Origin of the sequence: Roseibium denhamense (assembly GCF_009711415.1) — a bacterium.
GTDB lineage: Bacteria > Pseudomonadota > Alphaproteobacteria > Rhizobiales > Stappiaceae > Roseibium > Roseibium denhamense.
Genome location: NZ_SMLZ01000088.1, coordinates 36,763 through 59,299, shown reverse-complemented (window position 1 = coordinate 59,299; position 22,537 = coordinate 36,763). Strand labels below are relative to the sequence as shown.

The following is a 22,537-nucleotide window of genomic DNA, read 5'->3' as shown; positions in this document are numbered from 1 at the left end:
GTTTGGATGTGAGAAATTTTGTGAAGGCGTCGGCCGTTCTTATTTGCGCCGGCTGTTTGTCTGGCCTGGCCGCATGCGGTCAGACGGGATCGAATTACAGACCTATTGTGGACGGGCCCAGGGATATGCGTATGAGCACGATCTGGGCCAATGCAAACAGCTCGCCGAGCAGCGTTCCTTGATGAACGATGAAACGAAAATGGCTGCCTTGGCCGGGGCTGCGCTTGGCGGAGTTGTCGGTGCCGTGGAAGCTGAAGACAATACTGCGCCGGGCGGAGCCATTGCGGGGGCACTCGTTGGCGGGGCCCTGGGAGCGGGTGGCGGCGCCATCAAGGCTCATGGCGAGCGCAAGGACATCGTCATGAATTGCATGCGCGGGCGCGGCCACCGGGTGGTTGGATGACTTGTGTTGCAACTGCCATTAATCGAGTGCGTTTGCAGTGGACATAAAGGACGCGATCCGGCGCGGGCTGGCGTGAAGCTTTTTGAAGATACGCCGCCAGCCCGCTGAAATACGTATTTTGACGGAGATCATTGGTGCTTCCGCATGGGTTTATGCTAGTCCAGATTTGACGTGTGAAACCAATGCCCGGGCGAAACAGGCCCGGGCGCATATTCTGGACGGTAATCTTGCAACCAAATCCTTTGCGCATTGGCACCCGGGGAAGCGCCCTTGCTTTGGCACAGGCCGAAGAAACCCGCGACCGGCTGAAGGCCGCCCACGGTCTTTCGGATGACGCCTTTGAAATTGTTGTCATCAAGACATCCGGAGACCGGATCCAGGACCGTCCGCTGTCGGAAGTTGGCGGCAAAGGGCTGTTCACGAAAGAAATTGAGGAAGCGTTGCTCGACAAGAGCATCGATATCGCCGTTCATTCGTCCAAAGACATGCCGACCGTGCTGCCGGATGGCTTGGAGCTGACCGCTTTTCTTCCAAGGGAGGATGTCCGGGATGCGTTTCTCTCTCCCAAAGCCCGGACCCTGACCGATTTGCCGCATGGCGCCGTTGTCGGTTCCAGCTCATTGAGACGTCAGGCCATGATCCGGCGCCTTCGCCCGGATATCGAAGTTGTCATGTACCGGGGAAATCTTCAGACCCGTATGCGGAAGCTTGCAGAAGGCGAAGTCGATGCAACCCTGCTGGCGGCGGCTGGCTTGAAGCGGCTCGGACTGGAAGGCGAGATCACAAGCTATCTTGAGACCGACCAGTTTTTGCCAGCGGTCGGGCAAGGCGCGATTTGCATCGAGAGCCGCAGTGGAGACACAGCGGTCTTGCAGATGCTTGCGGCAATTCACGATCCGGAAACGCAGATCCGCCTTGATGCGGAACGGGCCTTCCTGGCTGTGCTGGACGGCTCCTGCCGCACTCCGATTGGCGGCTTGGCCGTCCTTGAAAACGGCACCTTGCGTTTCAAGGGGGCCGTGCTGCGGCCTGATGGGACTGAGATGTATGAAGCAGAACGGACGGGACCGGCCGCCGATGCCGTCGCAATTGGCGAAGCGATCGGGCAGGAACTGAAGGCGCAAATGCCAGCAGATCTTTTTGCGGAGCACTAGGCGTTCATGCGGTTTCTGATCACCCGGCCGCAACCAGAATGCCGCAAGACGGCCGATATTCTGAGAGGCAGGGGACATGAGGCCGATGAGGCTCCGATGTTGAGCGCGGAGCCGATCCCATTTGAACTGCCAGACGCTGGACAAGGGACAGCTTTGGCCTTCAGCAGCCAAAGGGCCGTATATGCGTTGAACGGTGCAGCCCGCGCCGGACATCTGCGGCAGTATCCTGTTTTTGCGGTTGGTGATGCGACCGCGAATGCCTGCCGGGAGGCCGGCTATCAAACGGTTCTGTCTGCAAATGGGGATCTCACCGCGCTCGCACGAACGATCTTGCAAGCTGCGGATGACTTTGCCGTGCAGCAGGTGCTTTATTTTGCCGCACAAGACCGCGCGGGCGACCTTGCCGGGCTTCTTCAGGTAGAAGGGATACCCTGCCAAACTGTTGAGACCTACCGAATGGTGACCGTACCCACGCTTCCGGCCGAAATCCTGACAAATCTGTCGGGCGGGATCTATGACGGTGTTCTTGTTTATTCCAGGCGCACGTCTGAGGCCTTCGCGAGCGCCCTAAGTCAATCAAAAGGCACGTATGGCATTGGCAAGCTTCCGGTTTACGCCCTTTCAACAAGGGCCGGCGCGCCGCTTTCCGATGTGGCTCACCTGAAGATTTCACCGCATCCCCGTGAAGACGCGCTGTTGGACCTGGTGTTAGGGAAGTGTTAACCGGTTCCGGGGGAGTCGTTCTTTTGCAGCGCGCAATTCTCTTCGACGTGACGGTACCGCTCGGCGAAGAGGTGTGTATAGTGAATGTCTTGGAACCAAAAGAGGTTCAGGAGGAGAGCAGATGGCATCGGACAACAAATCCTCTGGTGGAACGGGTTCGCCTGGGGGAACCGGTTCGAAAGACAAGCCGGGTGCGTCTTCATCTTCTACACCTGCGAGTGGCGGCAAGAAGCCGGTCACGATTGATCTGACCGCCGAAAAAGTCGGTGACAAGGGCGCAGGATCCACGGGGCCTGGGTCAAGCAAAACATCAGCCTCGCCAACCAGATCGGGTTCTGCATCCAGCAGTGTCCCGGGGTCGGGCAGCCGGTCAGCGTCATCCACCTCAACCTCAAGCGCGTCAGCGGAGACGAGCGCTTCCAAAAGCAGCTCCTCCACAGACCCGAAAGCCACCGCCGACAAAAGCGGAAGCGCATCGGCTGGAAAATACGCGTCCTCATCGTCATCTTCTTCGGCCAAACCGGGCGCCAGCAGCTCCAGCCCGGCATCGGCCTCGTCCAGTTCAAGCCAGACCGGCACGTCCGCCGCATCGGCGCGCACCAGCACCACCGGATCTGCTACGCGCTCATCTGGTTCCAGCACTTTCTCCAATCCTCCGGCATCCGAGGACAAAGGCGGCGTCGGGGCTTTTGGCGTTCTCATTGCAGCCGTGATCGGCGGGATCATCGTCCTGGGCGGTGGCTTTGGTCTCTACCAGGCCGGCCTCATCAAGCTGAGCCCGGAGCAAAACCAGGAAGTGGCGCAGGCCCTGTCCGCGGCCGAGCGCAAGATTGCGGCTTTGGAGACAGAGCTTGGAACGGTGAGTTCGGCGGTTTCTAACCAGGACGCGGCCAACGCCGTTTCGGCACTGGAAAGCAAAGTGACTGCTCTTGAGGCGCAGATTGCCGATGCGGGATCGGATGCGTCCAGCGGCTTGTCTGCCGCTGTCGACAGCCTCAAACAGGAGTTTGACGGACTGCGCAGTGACATGGCAGCTGGCGGCACCGGTGACGGCGGCGGGGCGCCGGTCGACCTTCAGCCGCTTGAGACGCGCATAGCCAAACTCGAAGATGACAGCTCAACGACGTCTGGTGCGGCGGAAAAGCTCTCTGGAAGTTTGAGCGGGCTTGAAAGCGAGCTCGCCAGCATCAAGACGACCCTGTCTGACATGCAAAACCAGCTTTCGAACACGGAGGCGACGGCCAAGGCGGCTCAGACAGCAGTGTCCACCTCCGATGTGTCTTTGAAGACCCTCGCAGACAGTCAGGCGCGGGCGACCGAGACGTTGTCCAGCCTGTCCGCCGATATCCAATCGGTCGGATCTGCCAATAGCGCGGCTCTGGAAGATATTCGGGCTGAATTGAATCGTTGTCCGACCGTTTGGGACAGGTCGAGGCGACCATGGGCGATGCCACGGCCCGGGAAGTTGCTGCGCGCGCGCTCTCGGTTTCAGCCCTCAAGTCTGCCGTTGATTCCGGACGGCCGTACGAAACAGAGCTGGCGGCGGTCAAAGCCGGCCTGCCGTCCGATATCGATCTGCAGGCACTGGAAGCCCATGCGAAAACCGGCGTCGAACCGGTCTCCGTCCTTATTGCTCAGTTCCCAGCTGTTGCCCGTCAGGTTTACCAGACGTTCTCTGAGCCCGACCGGTCCGGCGATGTGCTGGACAGCTTCCTGGCCAGCGCCCGCTCGCTTGTTGCAGTGCGCGGCCCTGGGGATGCCGATGGGACGGGGCCTGAGGCTGTTCTGCGCCGCATGGAAAACGCGGTGTCGTCGGGCAAGCTTCAAGAGGCGATTACAGCCTATGATTCGCTTCCAGAATCCGCGCAGGCAGCAGCTTCTGACTGGGTGACGCGGGCGCGGGCACGCGTGGCCGTGGATACTCTGACGGATCAGGCATCCCAGGAAGTTCTAACTGCCCTGTCGGCCAAAGACAGTTGACCGGTAAAACCAGACCTGCCCGGAAATCCGTCCGGGTCCCAATAGCGAGCGCCGGTGATGTCCGGCCATGCATGGAGCGACAAACATGATCCGCATCCTCCTTATTGTTGCGGCGCTGTTCCTTCTTTCGATCGGTTTTGCCTGGATGGCAGACCTGCCGGGCACTGTTTCCGTAAGCTGGAACGGATATGTCTGGGAGCAGACGCCGGTGGTTGCCGCGATTGTCGCCGGTGTCCTGCTGGTTGTTTTCCTCCTGGCCGTTTGGGTGATCCGGGTTGTTTTAAAGTCGCCGCAGATCGCCAGCCGCTTTTTTCAGCGCCGCCGCAAGGACAAAGGCTACACAGCTTTGTCTCACGGTCTGATCGCACTTGGCACTGGAAACGCGAAACTCGCACGCCGTTATGCTCTGGATGCGGACCGGCTTCTTTCCGAAGAACCGGCGGCGAAGCTTTTGCTGGCACAAACGGCCCAGCTGGCGGGCAAAGACAGCGAGGCGCGCGAACGGTTCGAAGCGATGCTTGATGATCCGGCAACAAAGGCTCTTGGTTTGCATGGCCTGTTTGTTGAAGCAGAACGGCATAAGGAACCTTTGGCGGCCCGGCACTACGCCGAAGAGGCGGTCAAGACCCAGCCCGGGCTGGAATGGGCCGGAAAAGCGGTGCTTGGCTATCAGGCCGTTGCCCACAATTGGGACGAGGCGCTCAAGTCTCTTGAGCGCAACTATGCTTCCAAGATGCTCGATAAAAAAACCTACCGGCGTCAACGGGCTGTGATTTTGACCGCTTTGGCGCAGGACCTTGAAGACGGCAACCCTGACCGGGCCTATGCTCTGGCCAAGGAAGCCCATGGCCTTGCTCTGGATCTTGTCCCCGCCGCAGTGACGGCGTCACGTCTTGCCACCCGCCGGGGTGATATCCGCAAGGCGTCCAAGGTGCTGGAGGCGACCTGGCGCTTGGCCCCGCATCCTGACCTTGCCGAGACATATGCGCATGTACGGACGGGCGATTCTGCGGTTGACCGGTTGAAGCGCGTTAAATCCTTGTCGGCGCAACGGGCCAACACTTCAGAAGGGGCTGTCGCTATTGCGCGCGCAGCCTTGGAAGCGCGGGAGTTTGACGAAGCGCGTGCGCAACTCAAGAAAGTGTTGCAATCCGAGTCGACACGTTCGGCCTTCCTGCTGATGGCGGAAGTTGAAGATGCGGAGACAGGGGACAAGGGACGCATCCGCGATTGGCTGGCAAGAGCGGTTCGAGCGCCTCAGGACAAGGCCTGGGTTGCCGACGGGATTGTCTCCGCCGACTGGCAGGCGGTGTCTCCCGTAACCGGGCGGATTGATGCATTCCAATGGGTAACGCCGTCCACCCTGGATGATGAGTCCGGTGATGTTCTGGAAGACAGCATGTTCGATGCGCCGGTGCTCCCGCCGGTAAGTGCTCCGGCACAGGAAGCGGAACCGGAAGTTCAAAGCGCCCCGGTGGCCAAAGCCGATGCCGAGCCAGCCGCAAAGGCAGAGACGGATGTTGCCACCGCCGACGTTGAGCCAGCTCAGGAGAAAGAGGCAGCCCCCGCTGCACCGGAGCCATTGGAAACGCAGAAAAAGGTGACGGTTAGCAGTGTGAAAGAGGGATATGAAGGAACCACGGAGGACGTGAAGTACGCGCCGCCGCTTCATGACCTTCCGGATAAGGACGATGTTGTGGCAGCAGGCAAGCCGGAGCCCAAAACCGAAGGCATCGGGAGCAAGCCGCCTGAAACGGGTGCAGCACCTGAAGTGCCGGCCGAGAAAGCTGACCAAAAACCGGCAGAGCCCGCTCACGGAGAAGGGGCCGGTGCGAACGGGGCTTCCAAGGACGACGACAAGCCGATTACATTTGCATTGTCCCGCATGCCGGATGATCCCGGTACGGACGAGGATGATGGAGAACAGGAGAAAAAGAGCAACCGCCCGCGCTTTTTCAATTGATCTGCACGTTTCCACCGGACATTCGCGTGACCTTGCTTGGAGCGGTGGCAAAGATTGGTCGACATCTGCCGTTGGTGCTGAAAACAGCCCATATGGCGGGTGCGTGCGGCGATGGAAAAGGCGGCGGCAAACCACTTGCATCTGCCGCCAAGCTCCGGTAATTACCGCTCCACTTGATCGGCGCCTGTCCCGGTATGTTTTGAGGGCCGCGCCCAATTGCTGCTGTAGCTCAGCTGGTAGAGCACGTCATTCGTAATTAGCGGGTCCGCTAGAGATTGACGTTCGATGCCAAACCGTTGTCGGCGGCGCATGAAATATAGTAGGGCGATAGTAGTGCCCTGCGTCTGGTTAGGCCGCTGTAGCTCAGTTGGTAGAGCACGTCATTCGTAATGATGGGGTCGTAGGTTCGAGTCCTATCAGCGGCACCATTCTTCTCCTGCAAAATCAAATCGTTGTTTCTTTCCGGGCCTTTTCAGCGTTAAGCGGATAATGGATCTTCCGTCTGCCGCAAAACCAACACACCCGGTATGCGCAGGTGGTTGGGTGTTTGAAGCATGTATGGGCGCGCGGATTTCGCCAAAAACTCAACCGTGAATGGCATAAATAAATATTTCTCATTTCTATATTTGATGTTTCACATTTTAAATTTTTGTTGAATCAAGTTCTTGCAAAAATTGCATAGAGTTAAACTTGACATTGCTGCGTATACAATTGTTTAGGAAGTTGAATGGTAATTGTTAACGTGCTTCAGGCGTAAGGCAGCGCGAGAAGGAAGTGCGAATTGATACATAAAATGATCCGCGTGTTGGTCGCCGATGACAGTGGCGTGGCCCGCGAAGTTGTAAATGACGGTATCAAGGTTCACCGGAACAAGCGGTACATTGAAATCGACAATGTCGATAATGGCCGTGCTGCGCTCGATATTCTGAAGAAAAAGCAAATTGATATTGCCTTCATCGACATCAACATGCCTGGCCTTAAAGGCCCGGATGTCGTTGCTGCCATGCGCGAGACCAAGTCGACCGATTGCCTTGCGGTCGTGATCTCCAGCAACATGGATGAGCGCGCGGAGGCCATGCTGAAGCACTTCGGCGCCTATCATTTCCTGCAAAAGCCATTCCGGACCGAAGACGTGGCGGACATCGTTGCCACCTACATGGTGATGACCACATCTTATCCAATCCTGATCGTCGACGATTCAGCCACGATGCGGAAACTCACGCGGAAGATCCTGGAGAACAGCCGATTTGATTTTGAAATTGCCGAGGCCGACAGCGCTCAGGCGGCGCTGCGGGCCTTGTCTACGGGAAAGTTCAAGATCGTGCTGACCGATTTTCACATGCCCGGTGTCGATGGAATTGAGCTCGCAGGCTCCATCCGCGATCTGTCCAGCAAGATCGGCATTTACATGATGTCGACCAACGAAACGACCTACCTGGAGCGCTCCGCGGCCTTTGTCGGGATCTCCGGCTTTTTAAAGAAGCCTTTCACGCCGCAAGACATTGATACGATCATGCATGAATATCTGGATATCAATGCGCCGAAGTTCGGCAAGGTCCGGGACATGTTCAGCTTCCTTGCCCGGGACAAGAAGGCCTCTTAAAGGTCTTCCCTCGCGGCAGGTATTGCAGCACTTTTTCCCGAAAGTTTGATCAGCTGCGTTCGCCTGCTGGTTACATTGATTTTGGATTTCCGGCAGCTTTGCTTGATTATCCAGCTGTCTCTTGATTCAATACGATGAATCGCAAAAGGCTGTCCGCAAGGGCCGGTACCGTCCATCAGCAGCTTGGAGCAAAGCGTGGGTAAGGCGGCCAGACTCGAATTTGTTCGCAGACTTCTTCCGCTGTGTCTGGCGGTCGCCGGCATTGTTGGCTGGTTTGCCTTCATGTCTGCCATCAGCAGCATCTTGTGCATTGCCGCCGCCGTTGGAATTTATTCAGCGATGCCCTATCCGGTTGTCCCGTCCGGTGCGATCCGGCCGGTGTCCCAGCCGCCGGTCATGGTCATTGACATGATTGGTTTCTTTATAGGCCTTGTGTTCTTTCCGCTCGCGATCCTCGGCATGACGCTCAGCACCGGGGCCTTAGCGCTGGCAGCATTGTTCTGCCTTGTTCCGGCATGCTTCTCCCTTGTGCTTTTTTCGATCTCCGTCCGTCAATTGACCTCATGGGTTCGGTTTTTCAACAACGGGTTCGAGTTCACTCAGTTCTCACTGAGGGTTCGTGTCACCTATGAGGAACTCAGCGGCGTCAAGATCAGGACCTGGCAGGCACCGGGTCTTGCCGCCTGGTTTCAAGCGACCATTGGTTCGCTGGGGCGGCGGAAGGCAACATTGCTGAATGGGTCTGAAACCACCAAAACCATGGTGTTCGTCAGAAACGATGGCGTGACCTTTACCATCTCGTCCGAACTGATCCCTGACCTGCAGCGGGTTCTGATCGCGATGGACCGTGCCGGTCTCGAGCTTCCCGACGGGATTAGTGAATACCAGCGCAAGAAGATCCGCCAGCGCCGCGAGCGCATGTATGGCGGGCCGCCCAAACCGCCGGTTCATGAAGAGCAGCTTCAAGTTGCCCGGATAGCCGCTCTGATCGAACATGCCCGCCGCAATCCAAACGGCTGATCCACGGTTCTAAACCCACCTTCCGCAGTCAATTGCATTTCGTAGGACAGCAGGGAACATCTGTCATTGTGCGACCCAGGACGGCTTCCGTTTTTCGAAAAATGCGGAGATGCCTTCCTGCGCTTCCGGGGTCTCCCACGCATCAGCCAGTTGGCGGATCGTGTCGTCAATGACCTCTGCGGTGATGGCAGGGCCTAAGGAACGCGCCAGTGCCTTGGCCGCAGCGACTGCCGCTGGTGCCGCACCGAGATAGGGTTTGATTTCCGCTTCAATGGCCGCATCCATGTCTGCCCCGGAAACGGCTTTGGCAATGAGGTCCATTTCTCTCGCTTCTTCGGTGCCAAAAATCCGGGCCGACATGAAAACGCGCCGGGCCTTGCCTTCACCCATGCGTGCCAGCACATAAGGGCTGATTGTTGCGGGGATTAGTCCGAGACGGACCTCCGTGAGACCAAACTTGGCCGTATCGACCGCGACGACTGTGTCGCAGACACTCATCATGCCGATTCCTCCGCCGAATGCCTGCCCTTGAACACGGCCGATCAACGGCTTGGGCATTTCATTCAGCGCCTGAAGCATGGCCGCGAGCTTCCGGGCTTCGCTCATGCGGGTCGTGCGGCTCGCCTGAAACTGCTCCCGCATCCATTCCAGGTCACCGCCAGCGCAAAAACTCGAGCCGGCGCCGGTCAAGACAACCACCCGTACAGTCTCATCGCGGCCAAGCGCCTGAGCTGCCTCCGTCAGCTCGGAAATCATCAAGGCAGACAGGGCATTGTGTTTGTCGGGCCGGTTCAGTGTCAGGGTGGCAACACCGCGTTCGTCGGACGTCAGGCTTATGGTGGCGTAACTCATTGGGGGGCACTCCGGAGGCTCTTGGCAAATGATGCGGCCTCTAGCAGTTGTGTGGCGTTCAATCCGGTGTCAAATCCCTTGCGCTGCATCAGATCCACCACCGCTTCGGTTGCAACATTGCCTTTGGCGCCGGGCGCATAGGGGCAGCCGCCGAGGCCGCCGATTGCGCTGTCGAAGGTGCGCAGGCCTCTTTCGAGACTCAGTTCGATATTGTCCAGTGCGCGGCCTTTGGTGTCATGGTAATGCCCGGCAAGCTTTGCGGCCGGAACAACGGACAAGACTGCGTCCAGCATCGGGGCAAGCGTTTCAGGCACGGCAGCGCCGATCGTGTCCCCAAGTGAAATTTCATAGCAGCCGAGTTCAAGCAGGCTCCCGGCAACCTCTGCAACTTTGTCTGGAGGGGTGGGGCCGTCATACGGGCAGTCGGTGACGCAGGAAACATAACCGCGCACGGGCATTGCGTCTTCGGCGGCTTTTTCCAGGAGCGGTTTGAAGCGTTCGATACTTTCCGCCACCGAGCAATTGATGTTCTTCTTCGAAAAGCCTTCCGAAGCAGATCCGAATATGGCGACTTCGTCAGCGGACGCCCGCCGCGCGGCAGTGTACCCCTTCACGTTCGGTGTCAGGACGGAATAGACGACCGCAGGGTGCCGGTAGATGCCGTCCATGACGTCCCCGGCATCCGCCATCTGCGGCACCCATTTGGGGCTAACAAAACTGGTGACCTCGATTTTGCGAAACCCGCATGCCGAGAGCATATCCACCAACTCGATCTTTTTTTCGGTTGGAACGAAGGTCTTTTCGTTCTGCAGCCCGTCCCGCGGGCCCATTTCAAAGAGGGTGACAAACTCGGACATGGTTTGGTCTTCTACCTGCGTTTCAGTGGCTCAAGTCTCTTTTTCCGTGCGGCCCTTGCCGGGCTCGATCCGGTAATGGCGATCAGGGAGATGCGCTCCCCTTCATCATCCCCTATCGCCATTCGTATCGGCTGCGCGGGTGCGCAGTTCGCGGCGGATGACTTTGCCGGTTGTGGTCATCGGCAAGGCGTCAACAAACTCGATCTCGCGCGGATACTCGTGGGCGGCAAGCCGGATCTTGACGAAGTCCGCGATTTCCTTGGCCAACGCATCCCCCGGCTCGTGACCAGCCTTCAACACGATGAAGGCCTTGACGATTTCGGTCCGTTGCGGGTCCGGTTTGCCGACCACTCCGGCCAGTGCGACAGCCGGGTGCTTGATGAGGCAATCCTCGATTTCACCAGGCCCAATCCGATAGCCGGATGACGTAATGACATCATCGTCCCGGCCGACAAAGCGGATCCAGCCGCCTTCGTCTTTCATGCCGGTGTCTCCGGTCAGCAGCCAGTCGCCCGCAAATTTTTGCCGTGTTGCATCCGGATTGTTCCAATATCCGAGGAACATGACCGGGTCCGGCCGCTCAACGGCGATGTTGCCCAGTGTTCCATCGGCAACGGGTGTTCCGTTGTCATCGACAATAGCCACATTGTGCCCCGGAACCGGGCGCCCCATAATCCCCGGCCGTGCGTCCATGACTTTGTGGCAGCTCGACACGATCATGTTGCATTCGGTCTGGCCGTAGAACTCATTGATCGTCAGTCCAAACGTCCGGCGCCCCCACTCAATCAGTTCAGCGCCAAGGGTTTCGCCTCCAGAGGCAATGGATCTCAGGTTCAGTTTGTAATGGGTTTCAGGCACCGGCACTTGCCGCATCATTTTGAGCGCTGTCGGAGGGAGGAAAGTGTTCCGGATCTTATGCGCTTCCAGCAGTTTGAACGCTGCTTCTGCCGTGAATTTCTTGAACCGGCAGGCGACAACCGGAACCCCCAGATAAAGTGCTGGCATCAGAACGTCGAGCAATCCGCCGATCCAGGCCCAATCTGCCGGCGTCCAGATCCGGTCATCTGGCTGGCCGAGGAAATCGTGGCTCATTTCGACACCGGGCAAGTGACCGAGCAAGACGCGATGCCCGTGAAGGGCGCCTTTTGGCTGCCCGGTGGTGCCGGAAGTGTAGATGATAATCGCCGGATCGTCGGCCCGTGTTTGGAAGGGAGAAAAGGTGCCTTCGTGTCCAGCCATGTGACTGTGGAGATCTTCGGCCCCGTCTTGATCACCATCTGCGCAAAAAACAGTTGCCAGGTCGGGAAGGCTGTCGCGCAGCCCGTCCAGCTTCGCGGCCCCTGCAGCATCCGTAATGACGGCCTTCGCCCCTGAGTTTGCAAGGCGGAACCCCAAGGCCTCTTCACCAAATAAAGTGAACAACGGGATCGAAATGGCCCCGAGCTTCAAGGCTGCGATATGTGCAATGGCTGTCTCCAGCCGTTGCGGCATCAAGACCCCAATGCGGTCGCCCGGTTGAATGCCACGTGCCGTGAGAAGATTCGCAAGCTGATTGGAGAGCTGTTTCAGATCGGCATAACTGTAGCTGACGGTGTCCCCATCCTCGTCCGCGACAACCAGGGCTTCCCGGTGAGGGGCACGGTCGGCCCAGTCGTCGCAGACCGCTACGCTGATATTGAAATATTCTGGCACCTCCCACGAAAAACGGCTGGCCAAATCGTCATAAGACCCGGCGTCATGCGGCAGCATCACTATCCTCCGCAGCAAGGGCCAGAAGGATCGTGCCATCGGTTACCTGGTCGCCCTCACGCACCAGAACCTCGCCGAGAACACCGTCGCGCGGGGCTTTGAGCGTGTGTTCCATTTTCATGGCTTCAAGGATCACAAGCGGCTGGTCTTTGCTGACTTTGTCACCGGCTTGTGCCGACAGGACTTTAACGAGCCCAGGCATGGGAGCAATCAGCTGATCGCCTGCACCTGCGGTCTCGTCATCCGCACTCAGCATGTCCGGGAGGCCGATCACGTAGGCATTGCCGTTGAGGAACACCGTCAGGTTTGACTTTCCTTCAATCACCACAGCGGACGCCCGGTGGCCATCGCTTTCGTAAATGTACCGGCCTTGGGCAGCTTCCAGCAGGGTGTAGTTCTTGATGCCGTTTTCCAGGTGCACGGAAAAACGCCGGTTTCCAAGCGCCTGCACCTCTACGTCCATTCGATCACCCCGGATATCAAGAAGCGCGAATTGCCGTGAGGCGCTCCAGATCCGCCAGCCGGCAAGTGTGTCGAATGGGTCGTTGCTGCCTGCCGGTTTCGTCAACCCGAGTGCCGTGAGGGCTGCAAGCGCGATTGCGTCATCGGGCAAAGCAGGCTCTTCGATCAATGTGTCGAGGTCGCGCCCGATGAGACCCGTGTCGACGTCCCCCTTTGCGAAACCTTCATGGCGGCAAAGCGCTGCCAGGAACCCGGCATTGGTGACGCACCCCGCCACTTCTGTCGCCTCAAGGGCTGCAAGGAGTTTCCCAAGCGCAACATCGCGCGTGCCGCCGAAGGTGACCACCTTTGCGATCATCGGGTCATAGAAAGGCGATATCTCATCGCCGGAGCGAACGCCGCTGTCGACCCGGGCGGTGTCTTCAGGAAGTTTCAGGTGATCGAGGGTCCCAATTGCGGGCAAGAACCCTTTTGCAGCATCTTCCGCATAGAGCCGGGCCTCGAACGCCCAGCCGGAGAACGTAATGTCATCTTGCGTTTTCGGAAGCGGCTCGCCGGAGGCGACCCGGAGCTGCCATTCGACGAGGTCCTCGCCGGTGATCATTTCGGTCACCGGGTGTTCGACCTGTAGCCTAGTGTTCATTTCCATGAAATAGAACCGGTCTGACCGGAGGCCTTCTGATACGTCGGCAATGAACTCAATCGTTCCAGCACCCGAGTACCCAATGGCCTTTGCGGCTTTTACCGCCGCTTCGCCCATGGCCGCGCGCATTTCTTCCGGCATGTCCGGGGCCGGGGCCTCTTCGATCACCTTCTGGTGCCGGCGTTGCAAAGAACAATCGCGCTCGAACAGATGGACGGCATTGCCGTGATTGTCGCCAAAAACCTGTACTTCGATATGCCGCGGCTTGGTCAGATACTTCTCAATAAGAACCCTGCCGTCGCCGAAGCTGGTAAGGCCTTCCCGCTCGGCCGCCTGAAGAGCTGTGATGAACTCGTCGGCTGTGTCCACGCGGCGCATTCCCTTGCCGCCGCCGCCGGCCCGGGCCTTGATCAGAACAGGATAGCCAATTTTCCCGGCCTGGATTTTTAAGAACCCAGGGTCCTGTGTCTCCCGGTGATACCCCGGAACAATTGGGACCCCCGCCTTTTCCATCAGGGCTTTGGCCGCATCCTTCAGACCCATGGCCCGGATTGCATCGGCGCTTGGGCCAATGAAGGTGATACCGGCCGCATCCAGCGCGTCCACGAAATCCGGGTTTTCAGAGAGAAACCCATAGCCCGGATGGACAGCTTGAGCTCCGCTTTGCTGGCATACCTTGATGATTTCATCGATCTTAAGATAGCTCTCGGCAACAGGTGCCGGGCCAATCCGGTAGGCTTCGTCCGCCATGGCAACATGTTTGGCCGAGGCGTCCGCGTCGGAATAGACCGCGACCGTTTTGATGCCAAGCTTGCGGGCTGTTTCCATGACCCGGCAGGCGATCTCGCCACGGTTGGCGATGAGGATTTTCTTGAACATCAGGTGCGTCCTTCTGAATTCAGAAATGACTGGACGAAATAGGCGATGGCTTCTGGAGCGTCTTCCTGCATGAGGTGACCCGCCCCGGCAACTGTCACAAACCTTGAACCTGGAATGAGATCATGAAGTTCCCGCCCCCGTTCAATCGGGATCCACTCATCATCTTCGCCCCACAGGATTTGGGTCGGACAGCGGATCAGGGAGTACTGGTTCTGGACCTCATCCGTGTAGCACTGGTCCATCTGTGCGATTTGCCGGTAAAATGAGGCCTGCTTCTCCACGCCTATCCATTGGTTCGCATAAGGCGCAAGTGTATCCGCTGTCGCTGTTTTCTTCATGGCCGATTGCAGGTAGGCGGGAAGAATAGCCTCATGCATGTAGCCCGGCATGCCCGAGAAAGCTGCTTCATGGTGTTTGACATGCTGGACAAGGGGCGAGCCCCACGGACGCACAGCTACGGGGTCGATTAACGTCAGACTGTTGTAATCGACGCCGTCAATTAGGTGTGCACGCAGAGCCGTGGCGCCACCAAAATCATGGGCTACAACGTCTGGTCTTTCCACTTTCCAATAGGAGACAAGCGCCGCAAACAACCGGTTCTGAATTCCAAGCGACACGTCAGCGTTTGGCCGGTCGGAATTGCCATACCCGAGCATGTCATAAAAATAGACCTTGTGTTCCGTTGCGAGCAGCGGTGCCAGGCGTGACCATTCGTAGGACCAGAACGGGGTTCCATGCATCAGGATCAGCGGCGCGCCTTCGCCGATTGCGCCCCAACGAATTGTGTGGCCCTCAAAGTTAAAGGTTTCAGGCGTTTGCCAGGTCATTTGAGGTCCTCGATCAGTCGGAAACGTTCGCAAACGAGCATCATGTCCGGATCAAAACCGCCGTTTCGCTCGAAATAGCTTTGGTGATCTTTTTGCCAGCCTTCGAGCGTGTCGTTTTCCCCTTCCGCCAGTGCAAACTTCACGTCCACATCACGGAAGCGACGGGTGGTCACTTCGACAGTTTCGATCACGATGGCGGGTGTACCGTCCCAGTTGAGCGCAATATCCGTGCGCCCTACAACGGGCATGGCTTCGCCGCCCTCTTGAAAGCCTCGCAAAGCTCCGCAAGTCGCAGTCTTTTTGCCGTCCCGGACAAGCGCAATAAGCTCAGCAGAGAGAGCTGGGCTGTCACCGAATTTGAAGGTCTCGGCGCCTGGATATTTTTGTTTGAGGATTTCGAGATTCATCACATCACATCCGGAACAGGCCAAATTTGGTGTCTTCGATCGGGGCGTTGAGTGCCGCCGACAGGGAAAGACCCAAAATGTCCCGTGTCTTGCGCGGGTCGATGATGCCGTCATCCCAGAGCCGCGCGGTTGCGTAGAGCGGGTGTCCCTGTTCCTCGAACTGGTCAATGACAGGTTGTTTGAAGGCCGCTTCTTCTTCGCTTGTCCAGGATCCGCCTTTCCGTTCGATGCCATCACGGCGCACGGTTGCCAGAACACCAGCTGCCTGTTCGCCGCCCATCACCGAGATGCGCGAGTTTGGCCAGGTCCACAGGAAGCGGGGCGAATAGGCGCGGCCGCACATGCCGTAGTTTCCGGCCCCAAAAGACCCGCCAACCAGCATGGTGATTTTCGTAACCTTCGTGGTGGCAACAGCGGTCACCAGCTTGGCACCATCTTTAGCGATCCCGCCGCTTTCGTATTTCTGGCCGACCATAAAGCCGGTGATATTCTGCAAGAAGACCAAAGGCACCTTACGCTGAGAGCAGAGCTCGACAAAGTGGGCACCCTTGACCGCGCTTTCGGAGAAGAGAACTCCGTTGTTTGCGATAATGCCGACCGGCATGCCGTGAATATGGGCAAATCCGCAGACGAGTGTTGTGCCGTAGCGGGCCTTGAATTCGTCAAAGCGGGACCCGTCGACCACCCGGGCGATTACCTCCCGGATGTCGTAGGGGGTCTTGAGATCGGCGGGGACGACACCGAGGATTTCATCCGGGTCATAAAGAGGATCCTCAGACGCCTGGACCACAACATCCATGACCTTTTCACGGTTGAGGCTCGCGATGGACCGGCGGGCAAGTGCCAGCGCATGGGCATCGTCCCGCGCAAGGTGATCAGCGACGCCTGACAGACGGGTATGGACATCGCCGCCGCCCAGGTCTTCCGCCGAAACCTCTTCTCCGGTTGCCGCTTTCACCAGCGGAGGACCGGCAAGGAATATCGTGCCCTGGTTTTTGACGATAATCGTCTCATCGGACATGGCCGGAACATAGGCTCCGCCTGCCGTGCAAGACCCCATGACAACGGCGATCTGGGCAATGCCCTTGGCAGACATGTTGGCCTGATTGAAGAAAATCCGGCCGAAATGGTCCCGGTCCGGGAAGACTTCGTCCTGATTGGGCAGGTTCGCCCCGCCGCTGTCGACCAGATAAACGCAGGGCAGGTTGTTCTGCTCGGCAATTTCCTGAGCCCGCAGATGTTTCTTGACCGACAGCGGATAGTAAGTGCCGCCTTTCACCGTTGCATCATTTGCAAGGATCATCACTTCCTGGCCCTCGACCCGGCCAATGCCTGCGATCATGCCAGCTGCAGGAGCCGCGCCGTCATACATGTCGTGCGCTGCAAGCATTCCGACTTCCAGGAAGGGAGACCCTGGATCAAGTAAACGCGATACGCGCTCACGCGGGAGGATCTTGCCTCGGGACACATGCCGGTCGCGGGCCGCTTGACCGCCGCTGTCCAGCGCGGCCTGGGCGGCGGCCTTGATCTCGGCCATGGCTTTTCCGTGGGCTTCCACGTTGGCGGCGAACTCGGCACTCTTGGGCGATAGGCTCGATTTCAGGATGCTCATGTCATCCAGTCTCCCTTGGGGATTGCCCCGGTGCCCGCAGGACTGCGTTCTGCACCAGGTTCACATAGTGATCTTCAATGTCGGATTTGCTCAGTGGGCCGCTTTCGCGGAACCATGCCGGGATCCCCGTAAGCATCGCGATGATCGCCCGGGTTGTGACTTTCGGGTGCTCGGGCGTGTAACGTCCATCCTGAGCGCCCTTTTCCAGGATCTCCGTCAGGATCGCTTCATATTTGCGCCGCTCGGTCTCGATGGTTTCGAAGTTGTCCGGCTCGAGATTGCGCAGTTCCATATACGAAATGAACACTTCATCGGCGCGCTCTAGGTGATAGCGGACGTGAAACCGCACAAACCTCTCCAGGGCGTCCATATGATCGGGAAAGTCGGCGGTTTCCCAGGCATCCAGCAGCTGGGCCATATGGCCGAGCATCAGGTCGTTTAAGATATCCTGCTTCGTCTGGAAGTGATTGTAGAGCGCGCCGGGCCGGACACCGACATCAGACGCGATTTCGCGCATGGACACCGCGGCATAGCCAGCCTGGGCAAAACGCTTCATCGCGGCAGCCCGGACACGGTCCGCCGTCGCTTGGCCTTTTGCACGGGTCTGCACCTTTGTGTCTTGAGCCGCCATCTCGTCCTCCTAACACAATAAATAAATGAACGATCATTCATTTACAAGAACTTTCGTCCCGTGCATTCTGTGAGTGTGTGGGAGGCTGCTGACAGAAAAGGGATAAGCCCGTTTTGTCACCTGTTTGTCATGGCTCATGGTTCAAACGGGTTGGACGGCATATGGTGCTGGCTCGCACTGTTGCGGCCCCAAAAGCAGAATAGAGGATGCGCGGATGACTGAAGACGCCAAGACCTGGGTAGAGGCCGAGTGGGCCGATAGCCTCGATGAGGAAATCGAACAGGAGATCGACGATCTTCTGATTGCGAAAGATCTCGCATTCATCGCTGACAAAAAGCACAAGTCGGAAATTGACCGGAAGGTCTATTTTCACGAGTTGCTGCGGTTGCAGGCCGAGCTTGTAAAGCTGCAAGACTGGGTCCAGCACACCGGTGAAAAGGTCGTGGTGGTATTCGAAGGCCGCGATGCCGCCGGCAAAGGCGGGGTTATCAAGCGCATTACGCAGCGCCTCAATCCGCGGGTTGCCCGTGTTGTTGCACTTCCCGCGCCGACCGAGCGCGAAAAAAGCCAATGGTACTTTCAGCGCTACGTTCCGCATTTACCTGCAGCCGGGGGAAATGGTTCTCTTCGACCGCTCCTGGTACAACCGCTCCGGCGTCGAGCGGGTCATGGGGTTTGCGACCGAAGATCAGGTCGAGCAGTTCTTCAATGACGTGCCCGAGTTTGAGCGCATGTTGGTCCGGTCCGGCATCCGCCTAATCAAGTACTGGTTCTCCATCACTGACGAAGAGCAGCAGCTGCGCTTCTTGATGCGGATCCACGACCCTTTGAAACAGTGGAAGCTCTCCCCAATGGACCTTCAGTCCCGTGTGCGCTGGGAAGACTACACAAAGGCCAAAGAAGACACTTTCGAACGCACGAACATTCCGGAAGCGCCCTGGTTCATCGTTGAAGGCAACGACAAGAAACGCGCCCGGCTTAACTGCATCAGTCATCTGTTGTCGATGATGCCGTATGAAGAAGTGCCGCATGATCCGATCACCTTGCCGGAGCGCCGTTTTAATCCTGATTATGAGCGTAAGGTGCTTCCGGAGCATCTGTACGTTCCGGAGAAATACTGACGGATCACAGGGGCGCGCATTTGCATGACCAAGTGTTCAAAAGCGCTTGGTCATATGCCCGCTTGTACCTCCCGTTTGCCGCAGTGAAGTCGGCCGCCACCTGATGTTTTTGGGGCGGCGCCTGTGAGCGTGCGCTGCTGAAATGTCCGGCTCCGTTCCTGGAGCCCTTGCGGCTGCAGCTGCGGGATGTATGCATATGCTCATGCGAGAAAACTCACTGAAGGACGGACGTGGGACCGAACATGAGCGGGGTCAATGAATGAGTGATCGGAAAGTGCGCTGGGGAATCCTTTCAACGGCGAAAATCGGCCGCGAGAAAGTCATCCCCGGCATCAAGGGCTCCAGAACCGGTGTTGCAGCTGCAATCGCCTCGCGTGATCTGCAAAGGGCAAAAGAGGCTGCGGACGCGCTCGGCATTGAAAAGGCTTACGGATCCTATGAGGAGCTGCTCTCAGATCCTGATATCGATGCCATCTATAATCCGCTGCCAAACCATCTCCATGTGCCGCTTACCATTCAGGCCGTTCAGGCTGGCAAGCATGTCCTTTGCGAGAAACCCATCGCCTTGACCGAAGCTGAAGCCCGTCAGCTTTTGGAGCTTCCCAAAGACAAGCTCGTGGCGGAGGCATTTATGGTGCGGGCCCATCCGCAATGGATCAAGGCGCGCGACATCATCCGGTCGGGAGAGCTCGGTGAGGTGAAGGCCATCCAGTGCTTCTTCAGCTACTTCAACGACGATCCAGGCAATATCCGCAATCGGGCAGATATTGGCGGCGGTGCCCTGCTTGATATTGGTTGTTATACAATGCTGGCGGGCCGGTATTTTTTCGAAGCCGAGCCTCAGTGTGTGGTTTCCCTTATCGACAAGGATCCGGAGTTTGGGACCGACCGGCTTACAAGCGCACTTCTGGATTTTGGCAATGGCCGCCACCTGAATTTCGTCGTTTCGACCCAGTTGACCGCCTATCAGCGGTTTCACGTCGTGGGCACCAAGAAGCGGCTTGAGATTGTTATTCCGGTGAACGCTCCGCAAGGGGAGGCGGTGCAGGTCCGGCTGGACGATGGCTCGCTGCTTGGTGATGCTTCCATGCAATCGCACATCCTTGCGCCCTGCGACCAATACGGCGAATTGATCGACGTCTTCGGCGGCGCGGTTCTCGGTACCGCACCACTTGAATTCGAAGCGGCGGATGCCGTGCAGAACATGAAAATCCTGGATGCCTTATTTGCATCAGCGGATCAGGGAAAGTGGATTGCCCTTTAGGCCGAGCACTGCGTCTTTTTGCGAAACCACTGGACCGGCAGCGAAATCATCTCCCCAAACGAAAACCCCGCCAAACTGGCGGGGTTTTGAATGTCCGGATTGCTGATTGCTTACTTCAGCGGAGCCAGCACCATGACCATCTGACGGCCTTCAAGCTTCGGGTGGGATTCCACCTTGGCAATCTCGGAGGTCTCGTCACGAACCTTGTGCAGAAGTTTCATGCCGAGATCCTGGTGCGCCATTTCACGTCCACGGAACCGGAGCGTAACCTTGACCTTGTCGCCGTCATTGAAGAAGCGCAGCATGTTTTTCATCTTCACTTCGTAGTCGTGCGTGTCGATGTTCGGACGCATCTTGATCTCTTTGATCTCGACGGTCTTCTGCTTCTTGCGGGCTTCTGCGGCTTTCTTCTGAGCCTGATACTTGTATCGGCCGTAGTCCAGAATTTTGCAAACCGGCGGGTTGGCGTTCGGTTGGATTTCGACCAGATCCAAACCTGCCTCAGATGCAATATCCATTGCTTCTTCGGTCAGGATGACACCGCGGTTGGCGCCTTCATGGTCAATCAACTGGACTTCGCGGACGCGAATTTCATTGTTAGTGCGCGGGCCTTCCTTCGTTGGAGGCGGGGCGCGGAACGGACGGCGAATGGTCGCAATCTCCTCTGTCGTTTCACTAGCAGCAATGTAGGCTACCTACACGAAAACCCTCGGAACTCAAGTACCAAGGCCTTCATTAATCACCTAAATGCCATTCTTTAAAGTCCTGCGAATCTGGCAAAAAGTCAACCGAAAACACAGCGGAACCGGGCGTTTATCGCCCTTGCCGGGCACGGACCCGATCGCGTAAAGGCAGATCTCATGTCTGCGGCAATCGGGCATTTTGTCCGCATGGGTTGTCAATGGACTGCCTGCGGGCCACCTAATGCGGTGGAAAGATACGGAAGGAACAGTCTTGAACGGCAGTCGTCTGGTGTTTCAGCTCCTCAAGATCGTGGTTGGGTTTGTTTCAGCTTTGGTATTGTGCAGCCTTTTCCTTACCTGGGGCTTTTTTCAGTGGGACCTTCCGGAAGACCATCCAGCTGTCTGGGGGGCGATTACCGGCACGGGTCTTGTGACGGCAAGCGTCATTGGTTCGGTGGTCGCAGTGCCCGCCGGTCTGGTCATATTGCTGGCCGAACTCTTCCGGGTCCGCAGTCTCCTGGTTTATCTGGCCGGTGCGGGATTGATGGCCTTTGGGCTTTGGACACTCGGGGCAGGGGACTCGCAGACGGGCTTGCGGCCCGGCACATCAGTCGCTTTGGCAGCGGGCTTCGTGGCCGGAGCTGTCTATTGGGGCATTGCGGGCCGCACAGCTGGATCCTGGCGGGCCCGTCCAGCATCCGGGGCCCGGGAAACAAACGCTGACTAAACGGCGTCGTCGTTGAATTCTTCGTCCTTCAATGCATCACGTGCGGCAGCGTAATGATCATCGCGCATATGACTGCGTACCATTGCAATTGCAGCCATCAGAACCGTTGCATCATCGCCGAAGCCGAACCCAAGGATAAAGTCTGGGACCGTATCAAGCGGCAATACGAAATAAGCCAAGGCTGCCAGCAATGTGCCGCGCACTTTCGCGGGCGTCGACGGGTCCATTGCACAAAAATATCCGGCCACGACGTCTTCCATGAAGGGAATCTGCCGGGCCGCCTTGCGAACTGTTTTCGCCAGTTTTTCGCGAACGGATTGTCTTTGTTCGTCCTCAGGGCCCAGATATTCCGGATCAAACCCGAGATCTTCAAAGGTCGAGGTCCCTGTCATCACGCAAGTGCTCCGATCTTTATCATGCTAATAGAAATGGTGACTTGCTCCGCTGGTTCAAGAAGCTTTCAACTGGCGATGGGGTTCACTTTGCGTGATCATCCTGCCGCCGTGCACGTTCTTCTTCCGTGAACTGGGCGAGCACTCCCGCGCGCTTGTAGGCAAGTGACATGTCTTCCGGATTCAGCCACATAAGCGATTCCTGGGAGTAGTCGTAGATGCTCATCCCTTCATCCTTGATAATCCTATGCGGGGCCTCACCCAAATCTGATGCGACAGCAATGCGTGCCTGAAATCGCGCAAAGTCTTCGAAACTGGAGAAGGACGGCGTGAACTCAGGCTGTTGTGGTGCACCTGCAAACCTGCCTACAGCCGGATTGGCAAAGACCTCACCGTAACGGCTGATCAAAGGCCCGGTCGGGCCGCCATCCTGCATGGCTTGCGTGTATGCCTGTGTCACGTCCGCCCATTTGGTCTCATTAATTCCCAAGATCGCCAAACTGTCGTCAAGGGGCTGTCCGCTGGCAACTCGTGCATTCACGGCAACCCATTCATCAAACGTTACGCCAGAAACAGGCGGGGCAT

General features: G+C 57.7%; 20 protein-coding genes, 1 tRNA gene and 2 pseudogenes. 11 read left to right on the top strand and 12 right to left on the bottom strand.

The window, feature by feature from the left end; all coding sequences use genetic code 11:
- The 3 genes and pseudogenes from E1180_RS03375 to E1180_RS03365 all read left to right on the top strand — a co-directional run.
- Window positions 1–403: pseudogene (locus E1180_RS03375) on the top strand (hypothetical protein); the annotation flags it as partial.
- A gap of 227 nt (window positions 404–630) precedes the next feature.
- The gene (hemC, locus tag E1180_RS03370) at window positions 631–1,557 is read left to right on the top strand and encodes a hydroxymethylbilane synthase (protein ID WP_244313950.1); all 927 of its coding nucleotides are present in this window, start codon (window positions 631–633) and stop codon (window positions 1,555–1,557) included.
- A 6-nt stretch (window positions 1,558–1,563) separates the two neighbouring features.
- Window positions 1,564–2,280, top strand: coding sequence for a uroporphyrinogen-III synthase (locus tag E1180_RS03365; RefSeq protein ID WP_155189668.1), 717 nt, complete (start codon window positions 1,564–1,566; stop codon window positions 2,278–2,280).
- On the opposite strand, the gene E1180_RS22155 is transcribed toward E1180_RS03365, so the two are convergent.
- The gene (locus tag E1180_RS22155) at window positions 2,266–2,922 is read right to left on the bottom strand and encodes a hypothetical protein (RefSeq protein WP_208996907.1); all 657 of its coding nucleotides are present in this window, start codon (window positions 2,920–2,922) and stop codon (window positions 2,266–2,268) included. The genes E1180_RS03365 and E1180_RS22155 overlap by 15 nt on opposite strands.
- Before the next feature lie 765 nt (window positions 2,923–3,687).
- Here E1180_RS22155 and E1180_RS22150 point away from each other — a divergent pair.
- The 5 genes from E1180_RS22150 to E1180_RS03340 all read left to right on the top strand — a co-directional run bounded on the left by E1180_RS22150 (window position 3,688) and on the right by E1180_RS03340 (window position 8,846).
- Entirely contained in the window at window positions 3,688–4,260 is a 573-nt protein-coding gene (locus E1180_RS22150) for a COG4223 family protein (RefSeq protein ID WP_208996906.1), read from the top strand.
- An 85-nt stretch (window positions 4,261–4,345) separates the two neighbouring features.
- The gene (locus E1180_RS03355) at window positions 4,346–6,223 is read left to right on the top strand and encodes a heme biosynthesis HemY N-terminal domain-containing protein (protein WP_155189667.1); all 1,878 of its coding nucleotides are present in this window, start codon (window positions 4,346–4,348) and stop codon (window positions 6,221–6,223) included.
- A 352-nt stretch (window positions 6,224–6,575) separates the two neighbouring features.
- Window positions 6,576–6,651: transfer RNA gene (locus tag E1180_RS03350), tRNA-Thr, on the top strand.
- A gap of 365 nt (window positions 6,652–7,016) precedes the next feature.
- On the top strand, window positions 7,017–7,826 hold the full coding sequence (locus E1180_RS03345) for a response regulator (protein WP_155189666.1): 810 nt from the start codon (window positions 7,017–7,019) through the stop codon (window positions 7,824–7,826).
- A gap of 195 nt (window positions 7,827–8,021) precedes the next feature.
- Entirely contained in the window at window positions 8,022–8,846 is an 825-nt protein-coding gene (locus E1180_RS03340) for a hypothetical protein (protein WP_208996904.1), read from the top strand.
- Window positions 8,847–8,909: 63 nt separating this feature from the next.
- Here the strand turns inward: E1180_RS03340 and E1180_RS03335 are convergent, their stop codons facing one another.
- The 8 genes from E1180_RS03335 to E1180_RS03300 form a co-directional block, all read right to left on the bottom strand.
- Window positions 8,910–9,698, bottom strand: a complete 789-nt coding sequence (locus E1180_RS03335) for a crotonase/enoyl-CoA hydratase family protein (RefSeq protein ID WP_155189665.1) — start codon at window positions 9,696–9,698, stop codon at window positions 8,910–8,912.
- Complete coding sequence (locus E1180_RS03330) at window positions 9,695–10,555, bottom strand: hydroxymethylglutaryl-CoA lyase (RefSeq protein WP_155189664.1); 861 nt, start codon at window positions 10,553–10,555, stop codon at window positions 9,695–9,697. The genes E1180_RS03335 and E1180_RS03330 overlap by 4 nt, the downstream gene beginning before the upstream one ends.
- A 105-nt stretch (window positions 10,556–10,660) precedes the next feature.
- Complete coding sequence (locus E1180_RS03325; RefSeq protein ID WP_155189663.1) at window positions 10,661–12,304, bottom strand: acyl-CoA synthetase; 1,644 nt, start codon at window positions 12,302–12,304, stop codon at window positions 10,661–10,663.
- The gene (locus E1180_RS03320) at window positions 12,291–14,288 is read right to left on the bottom strand and encodes an acetyl-CoA carboxylase biotin carboxylase subunit (RefSeq protein WP_155189662.1); all 1,998 of its coding nucleotides are present in this window, start codon (window positions 14,286–14,288) and stop codon (window positions 12,291–12,293) included. The genes E1180_RS03325 and E1180_RS03320 overlap by 14 nt, the downstream gene beginning before the upstream one ends.
- Window positions 14,288–15,115: an alpha/beta fold hydrolase gene (locus E1180_RS03315; protein WP_155189661.1), complete on the bottom strand. Its 828-nt coding sequence runs from the start codon at window positions 15,113–15,115 to the stop codon at window positions 14,288–14,290. Before E1180_RS03315 ends, E1180_RS03320 begins: the two co-directional genes overlap by 1 nt.
- Window positions 15,112–15,522, bottom strand: coding sequence for an ASCH domain-containing protein (locus E1180_RS03310; RefSeq protein ID WP_155189660.1), 411 nt, complete (start codon window positions 15,520–15,522; stop codon window positions 15,112–15,114). Before E1180_RS03310 ends, E1180_RS03315 begins: the two co-directional genes overlap by 4 nt.
- A gap of 4 nt (window positions 15,523–15,526) precedes the next feature.
- Window positions 15,527–17,134, bottom strand: a complete 1,608-nt coding sequence (locus E1180_RS03305) for a carboxyl transferase domain-containing protein (protein WP_155189659.1) — start codon at window positions 17,132–17,134, stop codon at window positions 15,527–15,529.
- Between the two features lies 1 nt (window position 17,135).
- The gene (locus E1180_RS03300) at window positions 17,136–17,765 is read right to left on the bottom strand and encodes a TetR/AcrR family transcriptional regulator (RefSeq protein WP_155189658.1); all 630 of its coding nucleotides are present in this window, start codon (window positions 17,763–17,765) and stop codon (window positions 17,136–17,138) included.
- Between the two features lie 214 nt (window positions 17,766–17,979).
- Between E1180_RS03300 and ppk2 the strand changes: the two are divergent.
- Both ppk2 and E1180_RS03290 read left to right on the top strand, forming a co-directional pair.
- Window positions 17,980–18,886, top strand: a pseudogene (ppk2, locus tag E1180_RS03295) (polyphosphate kinase 2).
- A gap of 259 nt (window positions 18,887–19,145) precedes the next feature.
- On the top strand, window positions 19,146–20,150 hold the full coding sequence (locus E1180_RS03290) for a Gfo/Idh/MocA family protein (protein WP_155189657.1): 1,005 nt from the start codon (window positions 19,146–19,148) through the stop codon (window positions 20,148–20,150).
- Between the two features lie 110 nt (window positions 20,151–20,260).
- Here the strand turns inward: E1180_RS03290 and infC are convergent, their stop codons facing one another.
- Window positions 20,261–20,800 (bottom strand): translation initiation factor IF-3, encoded by a 540-nt coding sequence (gene infC / locus E1180_RS03285; protein WP_283404597.1) that lies wholly within the window; start codon window positions 20,798–20,800, stop codon window positions 20,261–20,263.
- Between the two features lie 274 nt (window positions 20,801–21,074).
- On the opposite strand from infC, the gene E1180_RS03280 reads away from it, so the two are divergent.
- The gene (locus tag E1180_RS03280; RefSeq protein ID WP_155189656.1) at window positions 21,075–21,560 is read left to right on the top strand and encodes a translation initiation factor IF-3; all 486 of its coding nucleotides are present in this window, start codon (window positions 21,075–21,077) and stop codon (window positions 21,558–21,560) included.
- Here E1180_RS03280 and E1180_RS03275 read toward each other — a convergent pair.
- Window positions 21,557–21,952 carry a YkvA family protein gene (locus tag E1180_RS03275; RefSeq protein WP_155189655.1) on the bottom strand — a complete coding sequence of 132 codons (396 nt, stop codon included), beginning with the start codon at window positions 21,950–21,952 and terminating at the stop codon, window positions 21,557–21,559. The genes E1180_RS03280 and E1180_RS03275 overlap by 4 nt on opposite strands.
- An 85-nt stretch (window positions 21,953–22,037) precedes the next feature.
- Complete coding sequence (locus E1180_RS03270; protein WP_155189654.1) at window positions 22,038–22,493, bottom strand: hypothetical protein; 456 nt, start codon at window positions 22,491–22,493, stop codon at window positions 22,038–22,040.
- Window positions 22,494–22,537 lie beyond the last annotated feature (44 nt).

What these genes read in the sequence shown, in the direction of transcription:
- E1180_RS03280 (WP_155189656.1), top strand. Translation starts at nt 21,075, where the DNA reads ATGCGGTGGAAAGATACGGAAGGAACAGTCTTGAACGGCAGTCGTCTG.
- E1180_RS03315 (WP_155189661.1), bottom strand. Translation starts at nt 15,115, where the DNA reads ATGACCTGGCAAACGCCTGAAACCTTTAACTTTGAGGGCCACACAATT.
- E1180_RS03320 (WP_155189662.1), bottom strand. Translation starts at nt 14,288, where the DNA reads ATGTTCAAGAAAATCCTCATCGCCAACCGTGGCGAGATCGCCTGCCGG.
- E1180_RS03275 (WP_155189655.1), bottom strand. Translation starts at nt 21,952, where the DNA reads ATGACAGGGACCTCGACCTTTGAAGATCTCGGGTTTGATCCGGAATAT.
- E1180_RS03335 (WP_155189665.1), bottom strand. Translation starts at nt 9,698, where the DNA reads ATGAGTTACGCCACCATAAGCCTGACGTCCGACGAACGCGGTGTTGCC.
- E1180_RS03355 (WP_155189667.1), top strand. Translation starts at nt 4,346, where the DNA reads ATGATCCGCATCCTCCTTATTGTTGCGGCGCTGTTCCTTCTTTCGATC.
- E1180_RS03305 (WP_155189659.1), bottom strand. Translation starts at nt 17,134, where the DNA reads ATGAGCATCCTGAAATCGAGCCTATCGCCCAAGAGTGCCGAGTTCGCC.
- E1180_RS03325 (WP_155189663.1), bottom strand. Translation starts at nt 12,304, where the DNA reads ATGCTGCCGCATGACGCCGGGTCTTATGACGATTTGGCCAGCCGTTTT.
- E1180_RS03330 (WP_155189664.1), bottom strand. Translation starts at nt 10,555, where the DNA reads ATGTCCGAGTTTGTCACCCTCTTTGAAATGGGCCCGCGGGACGGGCTG.
- E1180_RS03290 (WP_155189657.1), top strand. Translation starts at nt 19,146, where the DNA reads ATGAGTGATCGGAAAGTGCGCTGGGGAATCCTTTCAACGGCGAAAATC.
- E1180_RS03310 (WP_155189660.1), bottom strand. Translation starts at nt 15,522, where the DNA reads ATGAATCTCGAAATCCTCAAACAAAAATATCCAGGCGCCGAGACCTTC.
- E1180_RS03345 (WP_155189666.1), top strand. Translation starts at nt 7,017, where the DNA reads ATGATCCGCGTGTTGGTCGCCGATGACAGTGGCGTGGCCCGCGAAGTT.
- E1180_RS03365 (WP_155189668.1), top strand. Translation starts at nt 1,564, where the DNA reads ATGCGGTTTCTGATCACCCGGCCGCAACCAGAATGCCGCAAGACGGCC.
- E1180_RS03300 (WP_155189658.1), bottom strand. Translation starts at nt 17,765, where the DNA reads ATGGCGGCTCAAGACACAAAGGTGCAGACCCGTGCAAAAGGCCAAGCG.